Source organism: Streptomyces sudanensis (genome assembly GCF_023614315.1).
GTDB lineage: Bacteria > Actinomycetota > Actinomycetes > Streptomycetales > Streptomycetaceae > Streptomyces > Streptomyces sudanensis.
Genome location: NZ_CP095474.1, coordinates 3049889 through 3069289 on the forward strand (window position 1 = coordinate 3049889; position 19401 = coordinate 3069289).

Here is a 19401-nt window from a genome sequence, read left to right on the forward strand (position 1 = left end):
GAATTCAAGGGCTGACTGAACGCCTTACCAGCGGTTTGTACGACTGTTGCGACTGTATGCGCGTGGTATGCAGGACATGCGGGCGCGCACGGCGGTTTCAGCGGCAATCGCTCGTGGGCGACATGCCCTGGGGGTGACCTTCGGTCATGGCTTCTCCTTCCACCGCCCCAACCCTGATCGGCTCGGTGCAGCGGGCGCTCAGACTCCTGGAGGCCGTCGGGTCTCATGAGGGTGGGGCCCCGGCCAAGCAACTCGCACGCGAGACCGGGTTGCCGCTGGCCACTGCCTACCACCTGTTGCGCACTCTTACGCACGAGGGCTATCTCACGCGAGAGAAAGGGCTGTTCACCCTGGGCGAGGCCGCCCGGAGGCTGGCTGGGGCGGAAGCCCTGCAGAATCGTCGCGGCAAGATCGAGGGTTCCATGGCGCACTGGTGGGACACGATCGGTGTCCCTGTCTGCTTCGCCGTCTACCGGGATGGTGAATTCGAACTCGTGGCAGTGTCCGACCGTCCCGCCACAACGGATGTGCCCGCTCTCCGGGAATGGGACGGCCGCCCGGAAACGAGTCGTTCCGGAGATATTTCCGTACCTTTGATGTGGGATGAAAGCACGCTTCTCGGATTGGAGCGACTGCGCGACGAGATCGGGCAGTCCCTGCGATCGGCCATCATCTCTATCAGTATCTGAAAAATCACTCCTTGTGGTCTGATACTCCTTGCAGGAGCATTACGTCAAGAGGGCCAGGATCAATCCTGGCCAGTTTTGTCATGGCTACTGTTTTCAGAACTGCATCGAGACATTCATCTACAGCGGGGTACGTGATGCGCGAGTCGGTTCAGGCCGAGGTCCTGATGAGCTTCATCGTCTCGGAGGAGCTCTCCTTCAGGATCCCGGTCGAACTCGGGTATGAGACCAGGGACCCCTTCGCGGTCCGGATGACGTTCCACCTGCCCGGCGACGCACCGGTGACCTGGACCTTCGGGCGTGAACTGCTCGTCGACGGGATCAACGACGCCACCGGTGACGGGGATGTACGGATCGAGCCGTCCGAGACCGAGGAGCTCTCCGACGTCCACATCCGACTGCGCGTCGGCGCTGACCAGGCCCTGTTCCGGGCCAGTGCGCCGCCTCTCGTCGCCTTCCTCGACCGCACCGACAAACTGGTGCCCCTGGGGCAGGAGTGCTCGCTCGGTGACTTCGACGAGGGCCTGGACGAGGTGCTCGGCCGCATCCTCGCCGACGAGAACGCCGGCTGAGGAGCCGACGGCACCACGAAGTGACCGGGCCCGCCCCGAGGGCCGGCCCGGTCGAGCGGCCCTCGCCGCCGGCCACCGGTTACTTCTTGCGGCGCCGCCCCCGGCCCGTACGTACCGGGGACGATGCCCCGGACGGCCGGTCGGCCGAGACCACCAGGGCCGCCAGACCTGTCGTCACGGGCACCGATGCCACCAGGCCGATCGAACCGACCAGCGTGCGGACGATCTCCTGGGCGACCAGCTCGCTGTTGGCCACTGTTCCCACACTGCTCTGAGCGATCGAGAACAGCAGGAGCAGGGGAAGCGCCGCGCCCGCATACGCCAGCACCAGGGTGTTCACCACCGAGGCGATGTGGTCCCGTCCGATCCGGATGCCCGCCCGGTACAGTGCGCGCGGCCCCATCGCAGGATCCGCTCGGTGCAGCTCCCACACCGCCGACGTCTGAGTGACCGTCACGTCGTCGAGCACGCCGAGCGAACCGATGATGACGCCGGCGAGCAGCAGACCGGACATGTCGATGTTCGGGTACAGCCCGTGGATCAGGCCCGTGTAGTCGTCCGTGTTGCCGGTGAGCCGGGCCCAGCCGATGAACAGCGAGCCGAGCAGGCCGATGATCAGCAGCGAGATCAGTGTGCCGAGCACCGCGACCGAGGTGCGGGCGCTCAACCCATGACTCAGGTACAGCGCGATGAGCATGATCGCGCTCGAACCGACCACGGCGACGACCAGCGGGTTCGACCCCTGGAGGATCGCCGGCAGGACGAAGAAGGTCAGAAAGACGAAGCTGGTCCCGAGGGCGATCAGCGCCATGACACCACGCAGCCGGCCCACCGCCACCACCGCCAGAGCGAAGACCGCCGACAGCAGGAGCAACGGGAACTTCCGGTCGACGTCCGTCACCGAGTACTGGAGGTCCTCCGGGGCATCCGGTGCGTACGCCACGACCACGCCCTGGCCCTGCTCCAACTGCCTTGGCGCATCGGGCTGGACGATCTCGACGAACTGCCGCCCCTTGTCCTGGCCGCTGGTCACCTCGATGGTCGCGCGCTTGCACTGCCCCTGTTGGGCGTTGATCGCTTCCCGGCCCTGCGGTGTGCTGGTGTCACCGGTCGGTGGTACCTGGGCGGCGTTCACGTCCTTACAGTCGATCCGCTCGACGCGGACCACCTCACCCGTCTCGGTCTGCCGGTCGAACCCGACGCCGGTGCGTTCGTGCGCCGGGGCGCCGCCCGGCCACAGCACCGCGAGGCCGACGAGTACCGCCGTGGCGAAGGGGATCAGCACTGCGGCGATGACCTTGCGCAGATGCTTGGAGACGGGTTCGGCCGGTCCGTGGGCGTGCGCGTGGACATGAGCGAGCGCTTCGGGATCCGGATGGTGTCCCGACCCGTTTTCCGGGTGCTGATGCGAGGAAGTCACCGACCGATCATCGCAAGAACGGCAGGGGCCCTCTGTTCAGCGTGGCCGGAATGGCGCTAGCGTGGTGACACCTTTGCACACGCGGGAGCTCGGAGCACCGGGCTGAGAGGGCGCTGACCTCCGTCCTTGCGATGTTTCATGTGAAACATCGCCGACGGAGCCGCTGCGTCGACCGCCGAACCTGTTACCGGGTAATGCCGGCGTAGGGAGTAGGTCAGGATGACCGTTCAGGACGCACGCACGCCTGCCTCCGGCACCGAGGAGAGCGGGAAGTCCATCGGCTGGCACAAGGGGTACGTCGAGGGCTCGCGCCCCGACATCCGCGTGCCGGTCCGGAAGGTGCACCTCACCAACGGCCGGGACGTCACGTTGTACGACACGTCCGGGCCGTACACCGATCCGAACGTCGAAACCGATGTACGCCGCGGTCTCCCACCCCTCCGGGAGAGCTGGATCGCCGCGCGCGGCGACACCGAGGAGTACGTGGGCCGTCCCGTCCGTCCGGAGGACGACGGCATCAAGCACGCCTCGTCGCGAGAGGGCCTGCGCAACCTCGACGCCGTCTTCCCGGGCCGGGCACGTCAGCCGCGGCGCGGACGGGACGGGCGGGCGGTGACGCAGCTCGCATACGCCCGCCGGGGCGAGATCACGTCGGAGATGGAGTTCGTCGCGGTCCGCGAGAACGTGTCGCCGGAGGTCGTACGGGAGGAGATCGCGGCGGGCCGTGCCGTACTGCCCGCCAACGTCAACCACCCGGAGATCGAGCCGATGATCATCGGTAAGCGATTCCTGGTGAAGGTCAACGCGAACATCGGCAACTCCGCTGTCACCTCCTCCATCGAGGAGGAGGTGGAGAAGATGACCTGGGCGACCCGCTGGGGTGCCGACACGGTCATGGACCTCTCCACCGGCCGCAACATCCACACCACGCGCGAGTGGGTGCTGCGGAACTCCCCCGTGCCGATCGGCACCGTGCCGCTCTACCAGGCGCTGGAGAAGGTCGACGGCAAGGCCGAGGAGCTGACCTGGGAGATCTACAAGGACACCGTCATCGAGCAGGCCGAGCAGGGCGTGGACTACATGACCGTCCACGCGGGCGTGCTGCTGCGGTACGTGCCCCTGACGGCCCGCCGCAAGACCGGCATCGTCTCGCGTGGCGGCTCGATCATGGCCGCGTGGTGCCTGGCGCACCACAAGGAGTCGTTCCTGTACGAGAACTTCGAGGAGCTCTGCGAGATCCTCGCCGCGTACGACGTGACGTTCTCGCTCGGTGACGGTCTGCGGCCCGGTTCCATCGCCGACGCCAACGACGAGGCGCAGTTCGCGGAGTTGCGCACACTCGGCGAGCTCAACCGGATCGCCAAGGCACACGGTGTCCAGACCATGATCGAAGGTCCGGGCCATGTCCCGATGCACAAGATCAAGGAGAACATCGACCTTCAGCAGGAGATCTGCGAGGAGGCGCCGTTCTACACGCTCGGCCCGCTGACCACGGACATCGCGCCGGCGTACGACCACATCACCTCCGGTATCGGTGCGGCGATGATCGCCTGGTGGGGCACCGCGATGCTCTGCTACGTCACGCCCAAGGAGCACTTGGGCCTGCCCAACCGCGACGACGTGAAGACCGGTGTCATCACGTACAAAATCGCGGCGCACGCGGCGGACCTCGCCAAGGGGCACCCCGGCGCTCAGGAGTGGGACGACGCGCTGTCGGACGCGCGCTTCGAGTTCCGCTGGGAGGACCAGTTCAACCTGGCCCTGGACCCCGACACGGCGCGTGAGTTCCACGACGAGACGCTGCCGGCGGAACCCGCGAAGACCGCGCACTTCTGCTCGATGTGCGGACCGAAGTTCTGCTCGATGCGGATCTCGCAGGACATCCGGCGGGAGCACGGCGGCGAGCTCGGGCAGGAGGAGATCGAGGCCGGGATGGCGGAGAAGTCCAAGGAGTTCGCCGAGGCGGGCAACCGCGTCTACCTGCCGCTGGCGGACTGATCCGGGCGGCCCTCCGTCCTGTTCGACGGCCGGTCCGGCCCGCGATCCGCGGGCCGGACCGGCCGCTTCGTTCCGAGCGTGACCCGGGGAGGAACGCCACGCGGCCCGGCAGGGCGCGGGAGCGTGGCCCCGCCGGGGCCCGGCGGGGCTCGGGAAACCGGCGCTCGACGGCCGTCGCCGGGGATTCCGCGGGACGTGATGCCGGGCCGGGGGGCGTTCTCGGACCGGGGCGCTGCCGCCCTCGCGGCACGTCCCCCCGCGCCGGCGACGCCGTCCCCGGAGGAGCGGTGGTGGGGGACGTTCCGGGCTTCCGGCGCACCGAGGGCCGACGGAGGCTCGGGAACCCCTCGCCGCCGCCGGGCTCAGTGAGGCAGCGGCAGTTGCTGGACGAGCAGTTTTCCGGCCATGGTCACGCCACCGTCCATGGCGATGGCGAGGCCGTCCGCGTACACGTGCGGACCCCTGACCACGGGGCCCGTGCTCTCACCGTCCGCGTCCTCGGTCCCGACCTCGCCGAGCAGGTACGGGATGGGGCTGTGGCCGTGGACGATGCGCTCCCCGCCGTACGTCGCGAGCAGCTCGCGCACGGCGTTGGCGCCGCCCTCGTCGCGGAACGCGAACCGCTTGGTGAACTTGCGGAAGAGGTCCCAGCACTCGTCGGCGTCGTTGCGGGTGAGGATCTCGTGGACGGTGTCGTTCACGTCCTCGATGGTCTCGCCGTACTCCAGGTACGCCGTGGTGTCGGAGTGCAGCAGCAGATGGCCGTCCTGCTCGACGATCGCGTCGAGGCGGGACATCCACTGGACGTGGACGTCCTGGAGGCGGTCCATGTCGCTCTTCTGGCCGCCGTTGAGCAGCCAGGCGGCCTGGAAGGTGGCGGTCCCGGCCCCGGAGTCCACCGGTGTGTCGCCGAACCGCTTCGCGCCGAGCAGCAGCAGCTCGTGGTTGCCCATCAGGGCCTTGCAGTAGCCGCCAGCGGCCGCCGCCTCCGCGGACAGCCGCATCACGAGGTCGATGACGCCGATGCCGTCCGGACCGCGGTCCGTGAAGTCGCCGAGGAACCACAGGCGGGCGTTGCCGGCCGTCCAGTGGCCGTCTTCGTCGACGAGACCCTGTTCGCGCAGGGAGACGAGGAGTTCGTCGAGGTAGCCGTGGACGTCGCCCACGACGTACAGCGGGCCCGGACCGGCACCCTGGCCGACGAGCGGACCGGCCACCGGCTCGGGCGGCGTGGTGACGGAGACCTGGAGCGTGTCCCCCCGGTTGATGACGGGCAGGTCGCGTTCGGTCGGCGTGTAGCCGTCCGGGTGTCCGCCGTCGTCGGGAAGGGCGTTGCCCGGGTGCGGCGGCTGCGTCGCCTGGGGCGGCTGGTGTTCGGAGTGACCCTGCACGGGCACCTGGGCGTACGGCGGCACGCGGAAGTCGCGCAACGTCGCCGTCCGCACCACGGGTCCCTGACCGGCCCCCTGAGTCATCGACCCCTCCACCACCGTCGCGACGCCCTCACATCACGGCCCGGCCTGGTCGGAGCGGTCCGCGATGTCGTGCGCCCATCATAGGAATGAGGCTTGTGCTGTGTGACGCACCAGGGGTGATGAATCGAGGAGCACATCCGACTCATAGGGTGTTTTGTGTCGATTGTCGAAGTTCGATTCGGGCGGGGCCGGGACTTCCGCCCGGCGCCCGCCGACCCTTCCAGGGCCCCGGACTTCTGCCCGTTCCGTTCGAGAACGACCGGAGGCGCCCTACTCCTGGCGCGGTCGGCGCGGCGGGTTCACCGTCGTCCGCGGCGGCCTGCGCTGCGACGACATCCGGACGATCAGCTCCGTCGGTATGACGTGGCCGATCGGCCGGTCGTGCTCGACGCCCTCGATCGCGTCGATGAGCAGTTGGACGACGGCGGTGCCGATGTGGCGGGGCTTGAGCGACAGGGTGGTGACCGGCGGTTCGGTCGCGGCGTACACGGTCGACTCGCTGCAGCAGACGAGCAGCAGGTCGTCGGGGACGCGCAGCCCGTGGCGCCGTGCCGCGGCGAGCAGGTCGGTGCCGTTCGGGTCGAACAGCCCGTAGACGGCGTCGGGGCGGTCGGGGCGGGCCAGCAACCGGTTCGCGGCGACGGCGCCGGCACCCGGGTCGTGCGCCGGGTACGCCTCGTACACGGGCTCCTGGCCGACACGCTCGCACCAGTTGAGGTACGCGGTGGTGGACAGCCGCGTGTACGTGTCGGTGGTGGTGCCGGTGAGCAGGCCGACGCGGCGGGCGCCGGCCTCGGCGAGGTGGTCGAGGAGGCCGAGGACGGCGGCCTCGTGGTCGTTGTCGACCCAGGCGGTCACCGGGAGCGAGTCGGCGGGCCGGCCGTCCGAGACGACGGGCAGACCCTGCCGGACGAGTTCGGCGACGACGGGGTCGTGGTCGGACGGGGCGACGACGACCGTGCCGTCGAGGGCCACGTTCGACCAGACGTCGGCCGGGCTGCGGCGCGAGGTAGCGGGCAGGATGACGAGGGCGTAGCCACGGGCGAGCGCGGCGGAGGTGGCCGCCCTGACCATCTCGGCGAAGTAGGCGAACTCGGTGAAGGTGAAAGGTTCATCCCCGTAGGTCGTCACCGTCAGGCCGATGAGGCCCGACTTGCCGGTACGGAGGGTGCGGGCGGCCGCGGAAGGGCGGTAGCCCAGCCGGTCAGCCACCTCGCGGACGTGGCGGCGGGTGGTGTCCGGGAGCCGGCCCTTGCCGTTGAGCGCGTCGGAGACGGTCGTGATGGAGACGCCGGCCGCGGCGGCCACGTCCCGGATGCCCGCGCGCCCCTGCCGGTTCCCCCGGGACTGTGCCCGGCTCACCTGGTGCTTCCCTGCTGCTGTCATGGCGTGCCGATAGTAGGCGGACGGCGACGGAGTGCGACGACCCTGCTGCTCGGTATTGGCAGGCACGTTTCTGCAAGGTCCAGATCCTCCAAAAGCATTGAAATACAAGGGGGTTGGCGGGTTTTTCGGCGACCGGGTAGTCGTCCGCGCCCGTGAGCCGGGCCCCCGGACGTGAAGGGGGAGGGTTTCCAACTCACCTCTACGAGGGACGCGCGCCACGGCGCGGACCACCCGCTCACACCAATACGGCACGCGCCCCCTCGGTGGCGGTGGGCGGCGGAGCGCGATCACAGCTCCGGTTCGTCCCGCACACCAGTCGCGCTCGGCCGTTCGCAGGCGGGTGGAATCCTCATAAGGTGTGCAGTATCCATGGTGCACACACGGTCGAGGAGGACCACAGTGAGCGAGAGAAGTCCCAAGCTGCGCGCTGTGCTGGACAACATCCCCACCTACAAGCCGGGGAAGCCGGCCGCCGCCGAGGGCCGCGTTGCCTACAAGCTGTCCTCCAACGAGAACCCGTACCCGCCGCTCCCGGGCGTCATGGAGAAGGCGCTGGCCGCGGCGGCGAACCTCAACCGCTACCCGGACATGGCGTGCACGGTCCTGATGAACGAGCTGTCCGAGCGCTTCGGGGTGCCGGTGACGCACCTGGCGACCGGTACGGGCTCCGTCGGGATCGCCCAGTCGCTGGTCCAGTCCACGGCGGGCCCGGGTGACGAGGTGATATTCGCCTGGCGGTCCTTCGAGGCGTACCCCATCATCACGCAGATCGCGGGGGCCACGCCGGTCATGGTCCCCCTCACCGAAGGGTGCGTACACGACCTGGAGGCGATGGCCGACGCGATCACCGAGCGGACGCGCCTGATCTTCGTCTGCAATCCCAACAACCCCACCGGAACGGTGGTGCACCGGGCCGAACTGGAGCGGTTCCTGGACCGGGTGCCGTCGGACGTCCTGGTCGTGATCGACGAGGCGTACATCGAGTTCATCCGGGACGAGGAGGTGCCCAACGGCATCGAGCTGTACCGGAGCCGGCCGAACGTGGCGGTGCTGCGGACCTTCTCCAAGGCGTACGGCCTCGCCGGAATGCGCATCGGGTTCGCGATCGCCCACGAGCCGGTGGCGGCCGCCCTGCGGAAGACGGCCGTCCCGTTCGGTGTCTCGCAGGTCGCGCAGGACGCGGCGGTGGCCTCCCTGCGCGCCGAGGACGAGCTGCAGGGCCGGGTCGGTTCGCTGGTGTGCGAGCGTGCGCGGGTGGCCGAGGCGCTGGCGGCCCAGGGATGGCAGCTTCCGGTGACGCAGGCCAACTTCGTGTGGCTGCCGCTCGGCGAGCTCTCCCTCGACTTCGCCGCCGCCTGCGAGGAGGCGGGAGTGGTCGTGCGGCCGTTCCCGTCCGACGGCGTCCGGGTCACCATCGGCGAGACCGAGGGGAACGACATCTTCCTGCGGGTGGCCGAGGAGTTCCGCAAGGAGAGGTTCTGACCGGCACGGATCGGCGCCGGGGCACCGGTCGGGGCGGGCGGTCGGGCCCTGCGGGCCGAAAGCCCTGACGGCCGGGCCCGGCGCGGGCGGCGGAACGGACCGGGACCCCCGTGAGCACTCGGCTCACGGGGGTCCTCGCGCGCTTGCGCCCGTACGTCCGGCGGGCCGAGGGGCCTGATCCGGTGTGCCCGGTCCGGTGCGGAGCGTGCGGATTCCGGGGAAGGGGACCCCGGGTCGAGGTTCGGTTTCCGGGTGGGTCATACTATTTGTGAATGTGAACGCATTCACAAGCTCGCCGGGTTCCTCCGGGGATCGACCGGAATCGGCGAACGGACCGAAAGGCCGCAGGGTCGAGAGACCGCAGGCCGAGCCGTAAGGAGAAGATCGTCGTGGATCTGGCTCTGGCGCCGGAGACGCTGGCGCGGTGGCAGTTCGGCATCACCACCGTCTACCACTTCCTCTTCGTCCCCCTGACCATCTCGCTCGCCGCGCTCACCGCCGGTCTCCAGACCGCGTGGGTGCGCACCGACAAGGAGAAGTACCTCCGGGCCACCCGGTTCTGGGGAAAGCTCTTCCTGATCAACATCGCGATGGGTGTGGTCACCGGCATCGTGCAGGAGTTCCAGTTCGGGATGAACTGGTCGGACTACTCACGATTCGTCGGTGACGTCTTCGGCGCACCACTCGCCTTCGAGGCGCTGATCGCGTTCTTCTTCGAGTCGACCTTCATCGGCCTGTGGATCTTCGGCTGGGACAAGCTGCCGAAGCGCGTCCACCTCGCCTGCATATGGATGGTGTCGGCGGGCACCGTCCTCTCCGCCTACTTCATCCTGGCCGCCAACTCCTGGATGCAGCACCCGGTCGGTTACCGGATCGACCAGGAGTCGGGGCGCGCCGAGCTGACCGACTTCTGGGCCGTGCTGAGCCAGAACACCACCCTCACCCAGGTCTTCCACACCATGACCGCGGCCTTCCTGACGGGCGGCGCGTTCATGGTCGGCATCGCCGCCCTCCACCTGGCCCGCCGGAAGCACGTCCCGGTGATGAAGACCTCACTGCGCCTGGGCCTGGTCACCGTGGTGGTCGCGGGACTGCTGACCGCGATCAGCGGCGACCTGCTCGGCAAGGTGATGTTCAAGCAGCAGCCCATGAAGATGGCCGCCGCCGAGGCGCTGTGGAACGGCGAGGCCCCCGCCCCGTTCTCCGTCTTCGCCTACGGCGACGTCGACGAGGGCCACAACAAGGTCGCCGTCGAGATCCCGGGAGTGCTGTCGTTCCTGGCCAACGGGGACCTCTCCTCGTACGTGCCCGGCATCAACGACACCAACGCGGCCGAGCAGGAGAAGCACGGGCCCGGCGACTACCGGCCCAACATCCCCGTCGCCTACTGGTCGTTCCGCTGGATGATCGGCTTCGGCATGGCCTCCTTCGGGCTCGGCCTGCTGGGACTCTGGCTGACCCGCAGGAGGTTCCTCCTGCCGCGGGCCCTGCGCGTCGGCGAGGACGACGTGCCCCACCTCGTCCTCTTCAAAAAGCCCCTCTCCCACCGGCTGACCAGGATGTACTGGCTCACCGCCCTGTGGACGCTGGCCTTCCCCCTGATAGCGAGCTCCTGGGGCTGGATCTTCACCGAGATGGGCCGCCAGCCCTGGGCCGTGTACGGCGTGTTCCGCACCCGCGACGCGGTCTCCCCCGGCACCTCCCAGGCCGAGGTCCTGACTTCGATGATCGCCTTCACCCTGCTCTACGCGGCGCTCGCGGTGATCGAGGTCCGGCTGCTCGTGAAGTACGTCAAGGCCGGTCCCCCGGAGCTCACCGCAGCCGACCTCGACCCGCCCACCAGGATCGGCGGCCACGACCGTGACGCCGACCGCCCCATGGCCTTCTCGTACTGAGGAAGGGGAGCGAGGCATGGAACTCCACACCGTCTGGTTCGTCCTCATAGCCGTCCTGTGGACCGGCTACTTCTTCCTGGAGGGCTTCGACTTCGGCGTCGGCATCCTCACCAGGCTGCTCGCCCGCGATCGGCCCGAGAAGCGGGTCCTCATCAACACCATCGGCCCCGTCTGGGACGGCAACGAGGTCTGGCTGCTCACCGCCGGCGGCGCCACCTTCGCGGCCTTCCCGGACTGGTACGCCACCCTCTTCTCCGGCTTCTACCTGCCGCTCCTCGTCATCCTGCTCTGCCTGATCGTGCGGGGCGTCGCCTTCGAGTACCGGGCCAAGCGGCCCGAGCACCGCTGGCAGCACAACTGGGAGCGGGCCATCTTCTGGACCTCCCTCGTCCCCTCCGTGCTGTGGGGTGTGGCCTTCGGCAACATCGTGCGGGGTGTCGAGATCGACGCGTCGAAGGAGTATGTCGGCACCCTCTTCGACCTGCTCAACCCGTACGCCCTGCTCGGCGGGCTGGTCACCCTGACCCTCTTCACCTTCCACGGGGCGGTGTTCACCGCACTGAAGACCGTCGGTGACATCCGGGCGCGGGCCAGGAAGCTGGCGTGGGCCGTGGGCCTGGTCGCCGCCGTCGCCGCCGTGGCCTTCCTCACCTGGACGCAGGCGGCGCGCGGCGACGGTACGAGCCTGGTCGCGATGACCACCGCCGTGGCCGCGCTCGCCGGTGCGGTCGGGGCCGTCAGGGCGGGGCGCGAGGGATGGTCCTTTGCGCTGTCCGGCATCGCCATCGCCGCGGCGGTCGCCATGCTGTTCCTGACGCTCTTCCCGAATGTCATGCCGTCCTCGCTCAACCCGGACTGGAGCCTGACCGTGGACAACGCCTCCTCCAGCCCGTACACCCTGAAGATCATGACCTGGTGCGCCGCGGTCGCCACCCCGCTCGTCCTCCTGTACCAGGGCTGGACCTACTGGGTGTTCCGCAAGCGCATCGGCGTGCAGCACATCGCCGACTAGGCACCACCGGCAGGGGATGTTTCACGTGAAACCCATCGACCCGCGACTGCTCCGGTACGCCCGGGCCACCCGCTTCCTCCTGCTGGCGCTGGTCCTCCTCGGCCTGGTCGGGGCGGTGCTGGTGATCGCCCAGGCGATGCTCGTCGCCGAGATCGTCGTCGGCGCCTTCCAGGGCGGCGCGGCCGTCGACGACCTGACTCCCGCGCTCCTCCTGCTCGCCGCGGTCGCCGTGGGCCGGGGACTGGTGGCCTGGCTGACCGAACTGGCGGCCCACCGCGCCGGTGCGGCGGTCAAGTCCGAGCTGCGCGGCCGGCTGCTGGGGCGGGCCGCCGCCCTCGGGCCCGGCTGGCTGAGCGGTCAGCGGACCGGGTCCCTGGTGGCGCTGGCCACACGGGGCGTGGACGCGCTGGACGACTACTTCGCCCGCTACCTCCCCCAGCTCGGCCTCGCCGTCGTCGTCCCGGTGGCCGTCCTCGCGCGCATCGTCACCGAGGACTGGGTGTCGGCCGCCGTCATCGTGGTGACGCTGCCGCTGATCCCGCTCTTCATGATTCTCATCGGCTGGGCCACGCAGGCGCGCATGGACCGGCAGTGGAGGCTGTTGTCCCGGTTGGCGGGCCACTTCCTCGACGTGGTGGCCGGGCTGCCGACCCTGAAGGTGTTCGGCCGGGCGAAGGCGCAGGCCGAGTCGATCCGCTCCATCACCGAGCAGTACCGGCAGGCGACGCTCCGCACCCTGCGGATCGCCTTCCTGTCGTCGTTCGCGCTGGAACTGCTGTCGACGCTGTCGGTGGCGCTGGTGGCCGTCGGCGTCGGCATGCGCCTCGTCCACGGCACCCTCGACCTCTACACCGGCCTGGTGATCCTCGTCCTCGCGCCCGAGGCGTACCTGCCGCTGCGCCAGGTCGGTACGCAGTACCACGCCGCGGCGGAGGGGCTGGCGGCGGCCGAGGAGGTCTTCGCGGTCCTGGAGGCGCCGGTGCGGCGGGCCGGGACGGAGGTGCTGCCCGAGGGGCCGGTGCGGATCGAGCTGGACGCGGTGACCGTGCGGCATGCGGGCCGCGCCGAGCCGTCGCCGGACCGGGCGTCGTTCGTGGTCGAGCCGGGTGAGACGGTGGCCCTGGTCGGGCCGAGCGGCGTCGGCAAGTCCACGCTGCTGAACGTGGTGCTGGGCTTCACCGCTCCCGACGAGGGGACCGTGCGGGCCGGAGGCGTGGACGTCGCGGCGCTGGACCCGGAGCGGTGGCGGGAGCGGGTGGCCTGGGTGCCGCAGCGGCCGTACCTGTTCGCCGGGACGATCGCCGAGAACGTGCGCCTGGCCAGGCCCGGTGCGGATGACGACGCCGTGCGGGCCGCGCTGCGGGAGGCCGGCGCCGACTTCGTCGCCGACCTGGCGGACGGCATCGGCACGGTGCTCGGCGAGGACGGCGCCGGGCTGTCGGCCGGGCAGCGGCAGCGGCTCGCCCTGGCGCGGGCGTTCCTCGCGGACCGGCCCGTGGTGCTCCTCGACGAGCCGACCGCCGCGCTGGACGGCGCGACCGAGGAAGCCGTCGTGGAGGCGGTGCGCCGGCTCGCCGCCGGCCGGACGGTGCTCCTGGTCGTGCACCGGCCCGCGCTGCTCGCCGTGGCGGACCGGGTGGTCGCGCTGCGTCCGGGAGCGGCGGGGAGCGGCGCGGGCNCGGCGGNGAGCGGGGCGGGGGCGGGCGCGCCGCCGGTGGCCGACGCGGGCACCGGCATGGTCGACGACGCCTTCGGGGCCGTCGGCGGCCTGTACGGCGGCCGGGCCGCCCGCCCGGGGGACACCGGGCCCGTCCCGGGACCGGGGCGGCGCGCCCTTTCCCGGGTCCGGGCGATGGCGGGCGAACTGCGGGGCCGCCTCGCGCTGGCGCTGCTGCTCGGCGCCCTCGCCCTCGCCTCGGCCGTCGGGCTCATGGCCGTGTCCGGCTGGCTGATCTCGCGGGCCTCGCAGCAGCCGCCGGTCCTCCACCTGATGGTGGCCGTCACCGCGACCCGGGCCTTCGGCATCGGCCGGGCGGTGTTCCGGTACGCCGAACGGCTCGTGTCGCACGACGCCGTACTGCGCATGCTGGCCGACCTCCGGGTGGCCGCCTACCGGCGCCTGGAGCGCGTCGCGCCGGCAGGGCTGCGCCGCACCCGCCGCGGCGACCTGCTGTCGCGGCTGGTCTCCGACGTGGACGCCCTCCAGGACTACTGGCTCCGCTGGCTGCTGCCCGCCGGGACGGCGCTGCTGGTCGGTGCCGGTGCCGCGGGGTTCACGGCGTGGCTGCTGCCCGAGGCGGGTGCCGTCCTCGCGGTCGGCCTGCTCGTCGCGGGCGCCGTCGTCCCGGTGCTCGGCGGTGCCGTCGCCCGCCGCGCCGAGCAGCGGCTCGCCCCCGCCCGCGGCGTCCTCGCCGGCCGGGTGGCCGACCTGCTGCGCGGGTGCGCCGAACTGACGGTGGCCGGCGCGCTGCGCGACCGCATGGGACGGGCCCGGGAGGCGGACGGCGAGCTCACCCGGATCGCCGCACGCCAGTCCGCCGCGTCGGCGCTCGACGGCGGTCTCACCGCGCTGGTCACCGGGCTGACCGTGACGGCGGCCGCGCTGGCCGGGGTCCAGGCGGTGCGGGACGGGCGGCTCGACGGGGTGGCCCTGGCGGTCGTCGTCCTCACCCCGCTGGCCGCGTTCGAGGCCGTGGCCGGGATGCCGTCGGCGGTGCGGTACCGCGGGCGGGTGCGGCGCAGTGCCGAGCGTGTCTTCGAGGTGCTCGACGCGCCCGTTCCCGTGACGGAACCGGAGCGGCCCGCGCCGGCGCCGGACAGCCCGTTCCCCCTGGAGCTGCGCGGGGTCTCGGCCCGCCACCCCGGGCAGGACCGGGACGCCCTCGTCTCGCTCGACCTGCGCCTGGAGGCGGGGCGGCGGGTCGCCGTGGTCGGGGCGTCCGGGGCCGGCAAGACGACGCTGGCCCAGGTCCTGCTGCGTTTCGTGGAGGTCGGGGCCGGTACGTACCGCCTCGGTGGTGCCGACGCGACGGCGCTCGACGGGGACGACGTACGCCGGTTCGTCGGGCTGTGCGCCCAGGACGCCCACCTCTTCGACAGCACCGTCCGCGAGAACCTGCGGCTGGCCAGGACCGGTGCGAGCGACGGTGAACTGCGCGGGGCGCTGGCGGAAGCGCGGCTCCTGGACTGGGTCGACGCGCTGCCGGACGGCCTGGACACGCCGGTCGGCGAGCACGGCGCCCGGCTCTCCGGAGGGCAGCGGCAGCGGCTCGCCCTGGCCCGTGCGCTCCTCGCGGACTTCCCGGTCCTCGTCCTCGACGAACCCGCCGAGCACCTCGACCCGGCCACGGCCGACGCGCTCACCGAGGACCTGCTGCGGGCGACGCGCGGCCGTGCCACGGTCCTCATCACGCACCGGTCGCACGGGCTCGAAGCCGTCGACGAGGTCGTGGTCCTGTCGGGCGGCCGGGTCGTGCAGCGGGGCCCCTACCGGGAGCTGGCCGCCGCCGAGGGACCCCTGCGGCGGATGCGGGAGCGGGAACGCGCGACGGACCCGCGCCTCGCACCGGTGGATCCGTCCGTGCCGTCCCGGAGCGGGCGGTGACGCCCGCCCCGGGCCGGCGCCCGGTGCCGCGCCCGGCGGTCCGGCGCCTCAGTCGTCGGCGAGGATGGCCTCGATGACGGCGGCGACGCCGTCCTCCTCGTTGGCGGCGGTCCGTCCGGAGGCGACGGCGACGACGTCCGGATGGGCGTTGCCCATGGCGTAGGACCGCCCCGCCCAGGTGAGCATCTCGATGTCGTTGGGCATGTCGCCGAAGGCCACGACCTCGTCGGCCGAGATGCCGCGCTCGGCGCAGCACAGCGCGAGCGTGCTGGCCTTGGAGACGCCGAGGCCGCTCACCTCCAGCAGGGCGGTGGGGCTGGAGCGCGTGATCGTGGCGTGGTGCCCGGCGGCCGTACGGGCCAGGGCGAGAAAGCCGTCGGGTGTGAGTTCGCGGTGGAGGGCCAGCAGTTTCAGCAGCGGCGCCCCGGTGCCGGGCACGTCCTCGTGGAGCAGCTTCTCGGCGGGGCCGACCGTGACGGCGGCGTCCAGGTGGAGGGGCGGATAGTCCGGCTCGTGGCGGATGCCGTCGGTGAACTCCAGGGCGAAGGCCGCGCCGGGGGTCTCCCGGTGCAGGGCCTCGACGACGCGGTGCGCGATGTGCCGCTCCAGTTCCCGCACCTCGATGATCCTCCGCCCGGCGTGGAGGTCGACGACGGCCGCGCCGTTGGAGCAGATCGCCAGGCCGTGGCCGTGGACGTGCTCGCTGACCACGTCCATCCAGCGGGCGGGCCGCCCGGTGACGAAGAAGACCTCGATCCCGGCCTCCTCGGCGGCGGCGAGTGCCGCGACCGTCCGGTCCGACACGGACTTGTCGTCACGCAGGAGCGTTCCGTCGAGATCGGTGGCGATCAGCCGGGGGCGCCGCCTCGACGTCGGACGGCTGGGGGAAACGGTCGGTGAGGTCACATGCCCATTGTCCCGGACACACCGCTCCTCCGGCGCACGGACGTGCGGAGCACCGCACATTCGAGCCGCGCGCCCGCGCCGGGCGCGGCGGCGGGTCGGCCGGGCACCGGGTCAGCGGTTCAGCTGCGCCGCCCCTTCGAGGGCGATCCGCTCGAAGACGGCCTCGTCGGCGGCGAAGATCGAGTCGGGTACGGGCGCGTGCACCACGATCTCGTCGAAGCCCAGCTCCGCGTGGTGTCCGGCGAAGTCCACGAAGGCGTCCACGGACTCCAGGATGCCGTTCCCCTCCGGGGTGAAACCGGTCAGCAGGATCCTGTCCGGTTCCGTGGCGTCCCGGCCGACCTCGGCGCACGCCTTGCCCAGTTTGTCCAGCTGCTCGCGGAGCGCCGCGCGGGACTGCCGGGGCGTGCCCGTCTCGGCCAGCTTCGGGTCCCCGGTGGTGACCCACGCCTGGCCGTACCGGGCGGCGAGCCGCATCCCGCGCGGACCGGTCGCCGCCACGGCGAACGGCAACCGGGGCCGCTGGAGGCACCCCGGCACGTTGCGCGCCTCGACCGCCGAGTAGTGACTGCCCTGGTGGGTGACGGCGCCCTCGGTGAGGAGCCGGTCGAGCAGCGCCACGAACTCGGCGAACCGGTCCGCCCGCTCCCGCGGCGTCCATGCCTCCTGGCCGAGCGCCGTCGCGTCGAAGCCGCTGCCGCCCGCGCCGATGCCGAGGGTGATCCGGCCGCCGGAGACGTCGTCGAGCGAGATCACCTCCTTGGCGAGCGTGACCGGGTGGCGGAAGTTCGGCGAGGTGACGAGGGTGCCCAGGCGCATGTTCCGCGTCACCGTCGCCGCCGCGGCCAGCGTCGGCACGGCGCCGAACCACGGTCCGTCCCGGAAGGACCGCCAGGACAGGTGGTCGTACGTGTACGCGGCGTGGAACCCGAGGTCCTCGGCCCGCTGCCAGATCTTCTGTCCTTCCGCCCACCGGTGGACGGGGAGGATCACCGTGCTCAGACGCATGCCCCGACGATACGTCGGACCTCCCGCCGCCGCGGACGCGCCGGTGGCCGTGCGGAGGGCCGGCCGTGCCGCCCCGGGGTCGCGGCGGAGGCGGCTGCCGCGGCGCCGTGGGCACGTGGGGCGGGGCCGCAGACAGCACCGGGACCTGCTGCGCACGCACCGCGGCACGGCGCTGAGCTCGTACGGGGAGAGGCCCGGCGGATGAGGCGCATACCGCAGCATGCTGGCTTCATGGCTGATACGACCCGCATCACGGTCACTCTGCCCACGGCGCAGGTGGCGGAGCTGAAGAGGCTCACGGACAACGTCTCCGGCTACGTCGCGGAGGCGGTTGCCCGCCAGATCAGGCACCACCTTCTCGGTGAGGAGCTGCGCCGCTACGAGGACGAGCACGGCGCGTTCACCGACGAGGAGCTGGCCGCGGCCCGGGCCAGGATCTTCGGCACGGCCGAACACGAGGAGTCGGCGAGCGCCGCGTGAACCACCGCATCGAGACCGTCGTGCTGGATTCCCGAGGACTGTCCGCCTGGGTCTCACGGGACCGGGCCGTGCTCGCGATGATCCGGTCCTTCCACTCGATGGCCGCCGATCTCGTGGTCTGTGCCAACACCATCACGGAAGTCGTGCACGCCCGGGTGAACACCGCCCGACTGGACTGGGTGCTCTCCCAGGTCAAGGTGGAAGCGGTGACCGAGCAGGCGGCCAGAGCCGCCGCCAGCCTGCTGAAAGAGGCCGGCCTGCACGGCCACGAGTACGCGATCGACGCCACCGTCGCCGAGCTCGCGCTCCGCCGGCCGGGCCCGGCGGCCATGCTCACCTCGGACATCGACGACATGGCCAAGCTGTGCGGTGGTCGTGTCCGGCTCATCGCGCTCTGATCCCCTGCTGCCGGCTGGAGTTCCGGATCGACACCAGCTGACCGGGGCCTTCGCCGCATGGTGGTCAAGCCGGCAGGACCACCTCGGAAGCCCGGATGTCCGGGGCTTCTCCGGAGTGGTCGACCGGTGGGCCGCAGCTGACGGCAGGCAGTCTTCGCATCACGCGGCAGACCCGGCGCGTGAACGAGTGCTCGACGTCCTCGGCGAGGATCTTCGCTTTCGAGTGGACGAGCTCGTTGTCGCGGAACGGCAGGGTCTGGTCGATGTCCGCCGCTCATGGGGCGATCGTTACGAGACCTCTCTCGTGGACCTGGAGGCACACGGGGGCGCGATGGAGGCCGCCGCCCACCCGGAGAACCGCAGGTAGCGCGGAGGGACGGCGTCGGTGAGCCAGACGCCGTTGGCGCTGACGCGGAAGACGAGACCGTCGCCGTGCATGGCGGTCGCGTCCACGGTGAGGACGACCGGCCGGCCCCGCCGGGCCCCGACCCGGGCGGCGGTCTCCGGGTCGGTCGAGAGGTGGACGTGGCGGCGGCCCATGGGGCGCAGGCCCTCGGCCCATATCGCGTCCAGGCGGGCGGCGACGGTGCCGTGGTGGAGGTGCGCGGGCGGAACGGCGGGCGGCAGGCCGAGGTCCACGTCGACGGTGTGGCCCTGGTTCGCCCGGATGCGGTCGCCGTCGATGGCGAAGCGCCGCTTGTCGTTCACCGCGACGACGTGCTCCAGCTCGGCGCGGCTGAGCGGCATGCCGTGCCGGGCCAGGGCCCGCAGCAGGTCGTCGACGGCGACCCAGCCCTGCCGGTCGAGGACGAGGCCGATCCGCTCGGGCTGGTGGCGCAGATGCCGTGCGAGGTACTTCGACACCTTCACGGTGCGTCGTGCGTCCATGGCGGCAGCGTGGCAGGGATCACGCCGTTCTGCCACAGAAAAACCGCGAAGCAGGTTTGGTCCACAACCAACTCTGCTTATCCACAGGTTTGTTGGCGATTCTGTGGACAACCTGCCTGCTCCCCGGTGGTGCCGGAGCCGCTCCGCCTCCTGCGGAACCGGCCGTTCCGCCGCCCGTGCCCCGCCGTCCG

General features: G+C 71.3%; 14 protein-coding genes and 2 pseudogenes. 10 read left to right on the forward strand and 6 right to left on the reverse strand.

The window, feature by feature from the left end:
* Positions 1-146: 146 nt before the first annotated feature.
* Positions 147-599: pseudogene (locus MW084_RS14170) on the forward strand (helix-turn-helix domain-containing protein); the annotation flags it as partial.
* Between the two features lie 224 nt (positions 600-823).
* Complete coding sequence (locus MW084_RS14175; protein ID WP_029553218.1) at positions 824-1258, forward strand: SsgA family sporulation/cell division regulator; 435 nt, start codon at positions 824-826, stop codon at positions 1256-1258.
* A gap of 79 nt (positions 1259-1337) precedes the next feature.
* Here MW084_RS14175 and MW084_RS14180 read toward each other — a convergent pair whose 3' ends face one another.
* Complete coding sequence (locus tag MW084_RS14180; RefSeq protein WP_050986693.1) at positions 1338-2678, reverse strand: YibE/F family protein; 1341 nt, start codon at positions 2676-2678, stop codon at positions 1338-1340.
* Positions 2679-2897: 219 nt separating this feature from the next.
* On the opposite strand from MW084_RS14180, the gene thiC reads away from it, so the two are divergent.
* On the forward strand, positions 2898-4676 hold the full coding sequence (gene thiC, locus MW084_RS14185; protein WP_010467868.1) for a phosphomethylpyrimidine synthase ThiC: 1779 nt from the start codon (positions 2898-2900) through the stop codon (positions 4674-4676).
* 362 nt (positions 4677-5038) lie between these two features.
* Here the strand turns inward: thiC and MW084_RS14190 are convergent, their stop codons facing one another.
* Positions 5039-6166 (reverse strand): metallophosphoesterase, encoded by a 1128-nt coding sequence (locus MW084_RS14190; protein ID WP_255129653.1) that lies wholly within the window; start codon positions 6164-6166, stop codon positions 5039-5041.
* A gap of 255 nt (positions 6167-6421) precedes the next feature.
* Positions 6422-7537 (reverse strand): LacI family DNA-binding transcriptional regulator, encoded by a 1116-nt coding sequence (locus MW084_RS14195; RefSeq protein WP_029553220.1) that lies wholly within the window; start codon positions 7535-7537, stop codon positions 6422-6424.
* A 399-nt stretch (positions 7538-7936) separates the two neighbouring features.
* On the opposite strand from MW084_RS14195, the gene hisC reads away from it, so the two are divergent.
* The 5 genes and pseudogenes from hisC to cydC form a co-directional block, all read left to right on the forward strand.
* Positions 7937-9019 carry a histidinol-phosphate transaminase gene (gene hisC, locus MW084_RS14200; RefSeq protein WP_029553221.1) on the forward strand — a complete coding sequence of 361 codons (1083 nt, stop codon included), beginning with the start codon at positions 7937-7939 and terminating at the stop codon, positions 9017-9019.
* A 389-nt stretch (positions 9020-9408) separates the two neighbouring features.
* Positions 9409-10914, forward strand: a complete 1506-nt coding sequence (locus tag MW084_RS14205) for a cytochrome ubiquinol oxidase subunit I (protein ID WP_010467876.1) — start codon at positions 9409-9411, stop codon at positions 10912-10914.
* Between the two features lie 16 nt (positions 10915-10930).
* Entirely contained in the window at positions 10931-11926 is a 996-nt protein-coding gene (gene cydB / locus MW084_RS14210) for a cytochrome d ubiquinol oxidase subunit II (RefSeq protein ID WP_010467877.1), read from the forward strand.
* A 16-nt stretch (positions 11927-11942) separates the two neighbouring features.
* Positions 11943-13604: thiol reductant ABC exporter subunit CydD (cydD, locus tag MW084_RS14215; protein WP_420833741.1), on the forward strand; the 1662-nt coding region annotated here is incomplete at its 3' end.
* Positions 13605-13612: 8 nt separating this feature from the next.
* A pseudogene (cydC, locus tag MW084_RS14220) lies at positions 13613-15530 on the forward strand (thiol reductant ABC exporter subunit CydC); the annotation flags it as partial.
* A gap of 48 nt (positions 15531-15578) precedes the next feature.
* On the opposite strand, the gene MW084_RS14225 reads toward cydC, so the two are convergent.
* Together MW084_RS14225 and MW084_RS14230 are read right to left on the reverse strand one after the other, a co-directional pair.
* Entirely contained in the window at positions 15579-16436 is an 858-nt protein-coding gene (locus MW084_RS14225; RefSeq protein ID WP_010467879.1) for a Cof-type HAD-IIB family hydrolase, read from the reverse strand.
* A 111-nt stretch (positions 16437-16547) separates the two neighbouring features.
* The gene (locus MW084_RS14230; RefSeq protein ID WP_010467880.1) at positions 16548-17444 is read right to left on the reverse strand and encodes an LLM class flavin-dependent oxidoreductase; all 897 of its coding nucleotides are present in this window, start codon (positions 17442-17444) and stop codon (positions 16548-16550) included.
* A gap of 231 nt (positions 17445-17675) precedes the next feature.
* On the opposite strand from MW084_RS14230, the gene MW084_RS14235 reads away from it, so the two are divergent.
* Both MW084_RS14235 and MW084_RS14240 read left to right on the forward strand, forming a co-directional pair.
* Complete coding sequence (locus MW084_RS14235) at positions 17676-17924, forward strand: type II toxin-antitoxin system CcdA family antitoxin (RefSeq protein WP_029553223.1); 249 nt, start codon at positions 17676-17678, stop codon at positions 17922-17924.
* Positions 17921-18322, forward strand: coding sequence for a hypothetical protein (locus MW084_RS14240; protein ID WP_010467882.1), 402 nt, complete (start codon positions 17921-17923; stop codon positions 18320-18322). Before MW084_RS14235 ends, MW084_RS14240 begins: the two co-directional genes overlap by 4 nt.
* Positions 18323-18610: 288 nt before the next feature.
* On the opposite strand, the gene MW084_RS14245 is transcribed toward MW084_RS14240, so the two are convergent.
* Positions 18611-19210 (reverse strand): RNA 2'-phosphotransferase, encoded by a 600-nt coding sequence (locus MW084_RS14245; RefSeq protein ID WP_010467883.1) that lies wholly within the window; start codon positions 19208-19210, stop codon positions 18611-18613.
* Between the last annotated feature and the right edge of the window lie 191 nt (positions 19211-19401).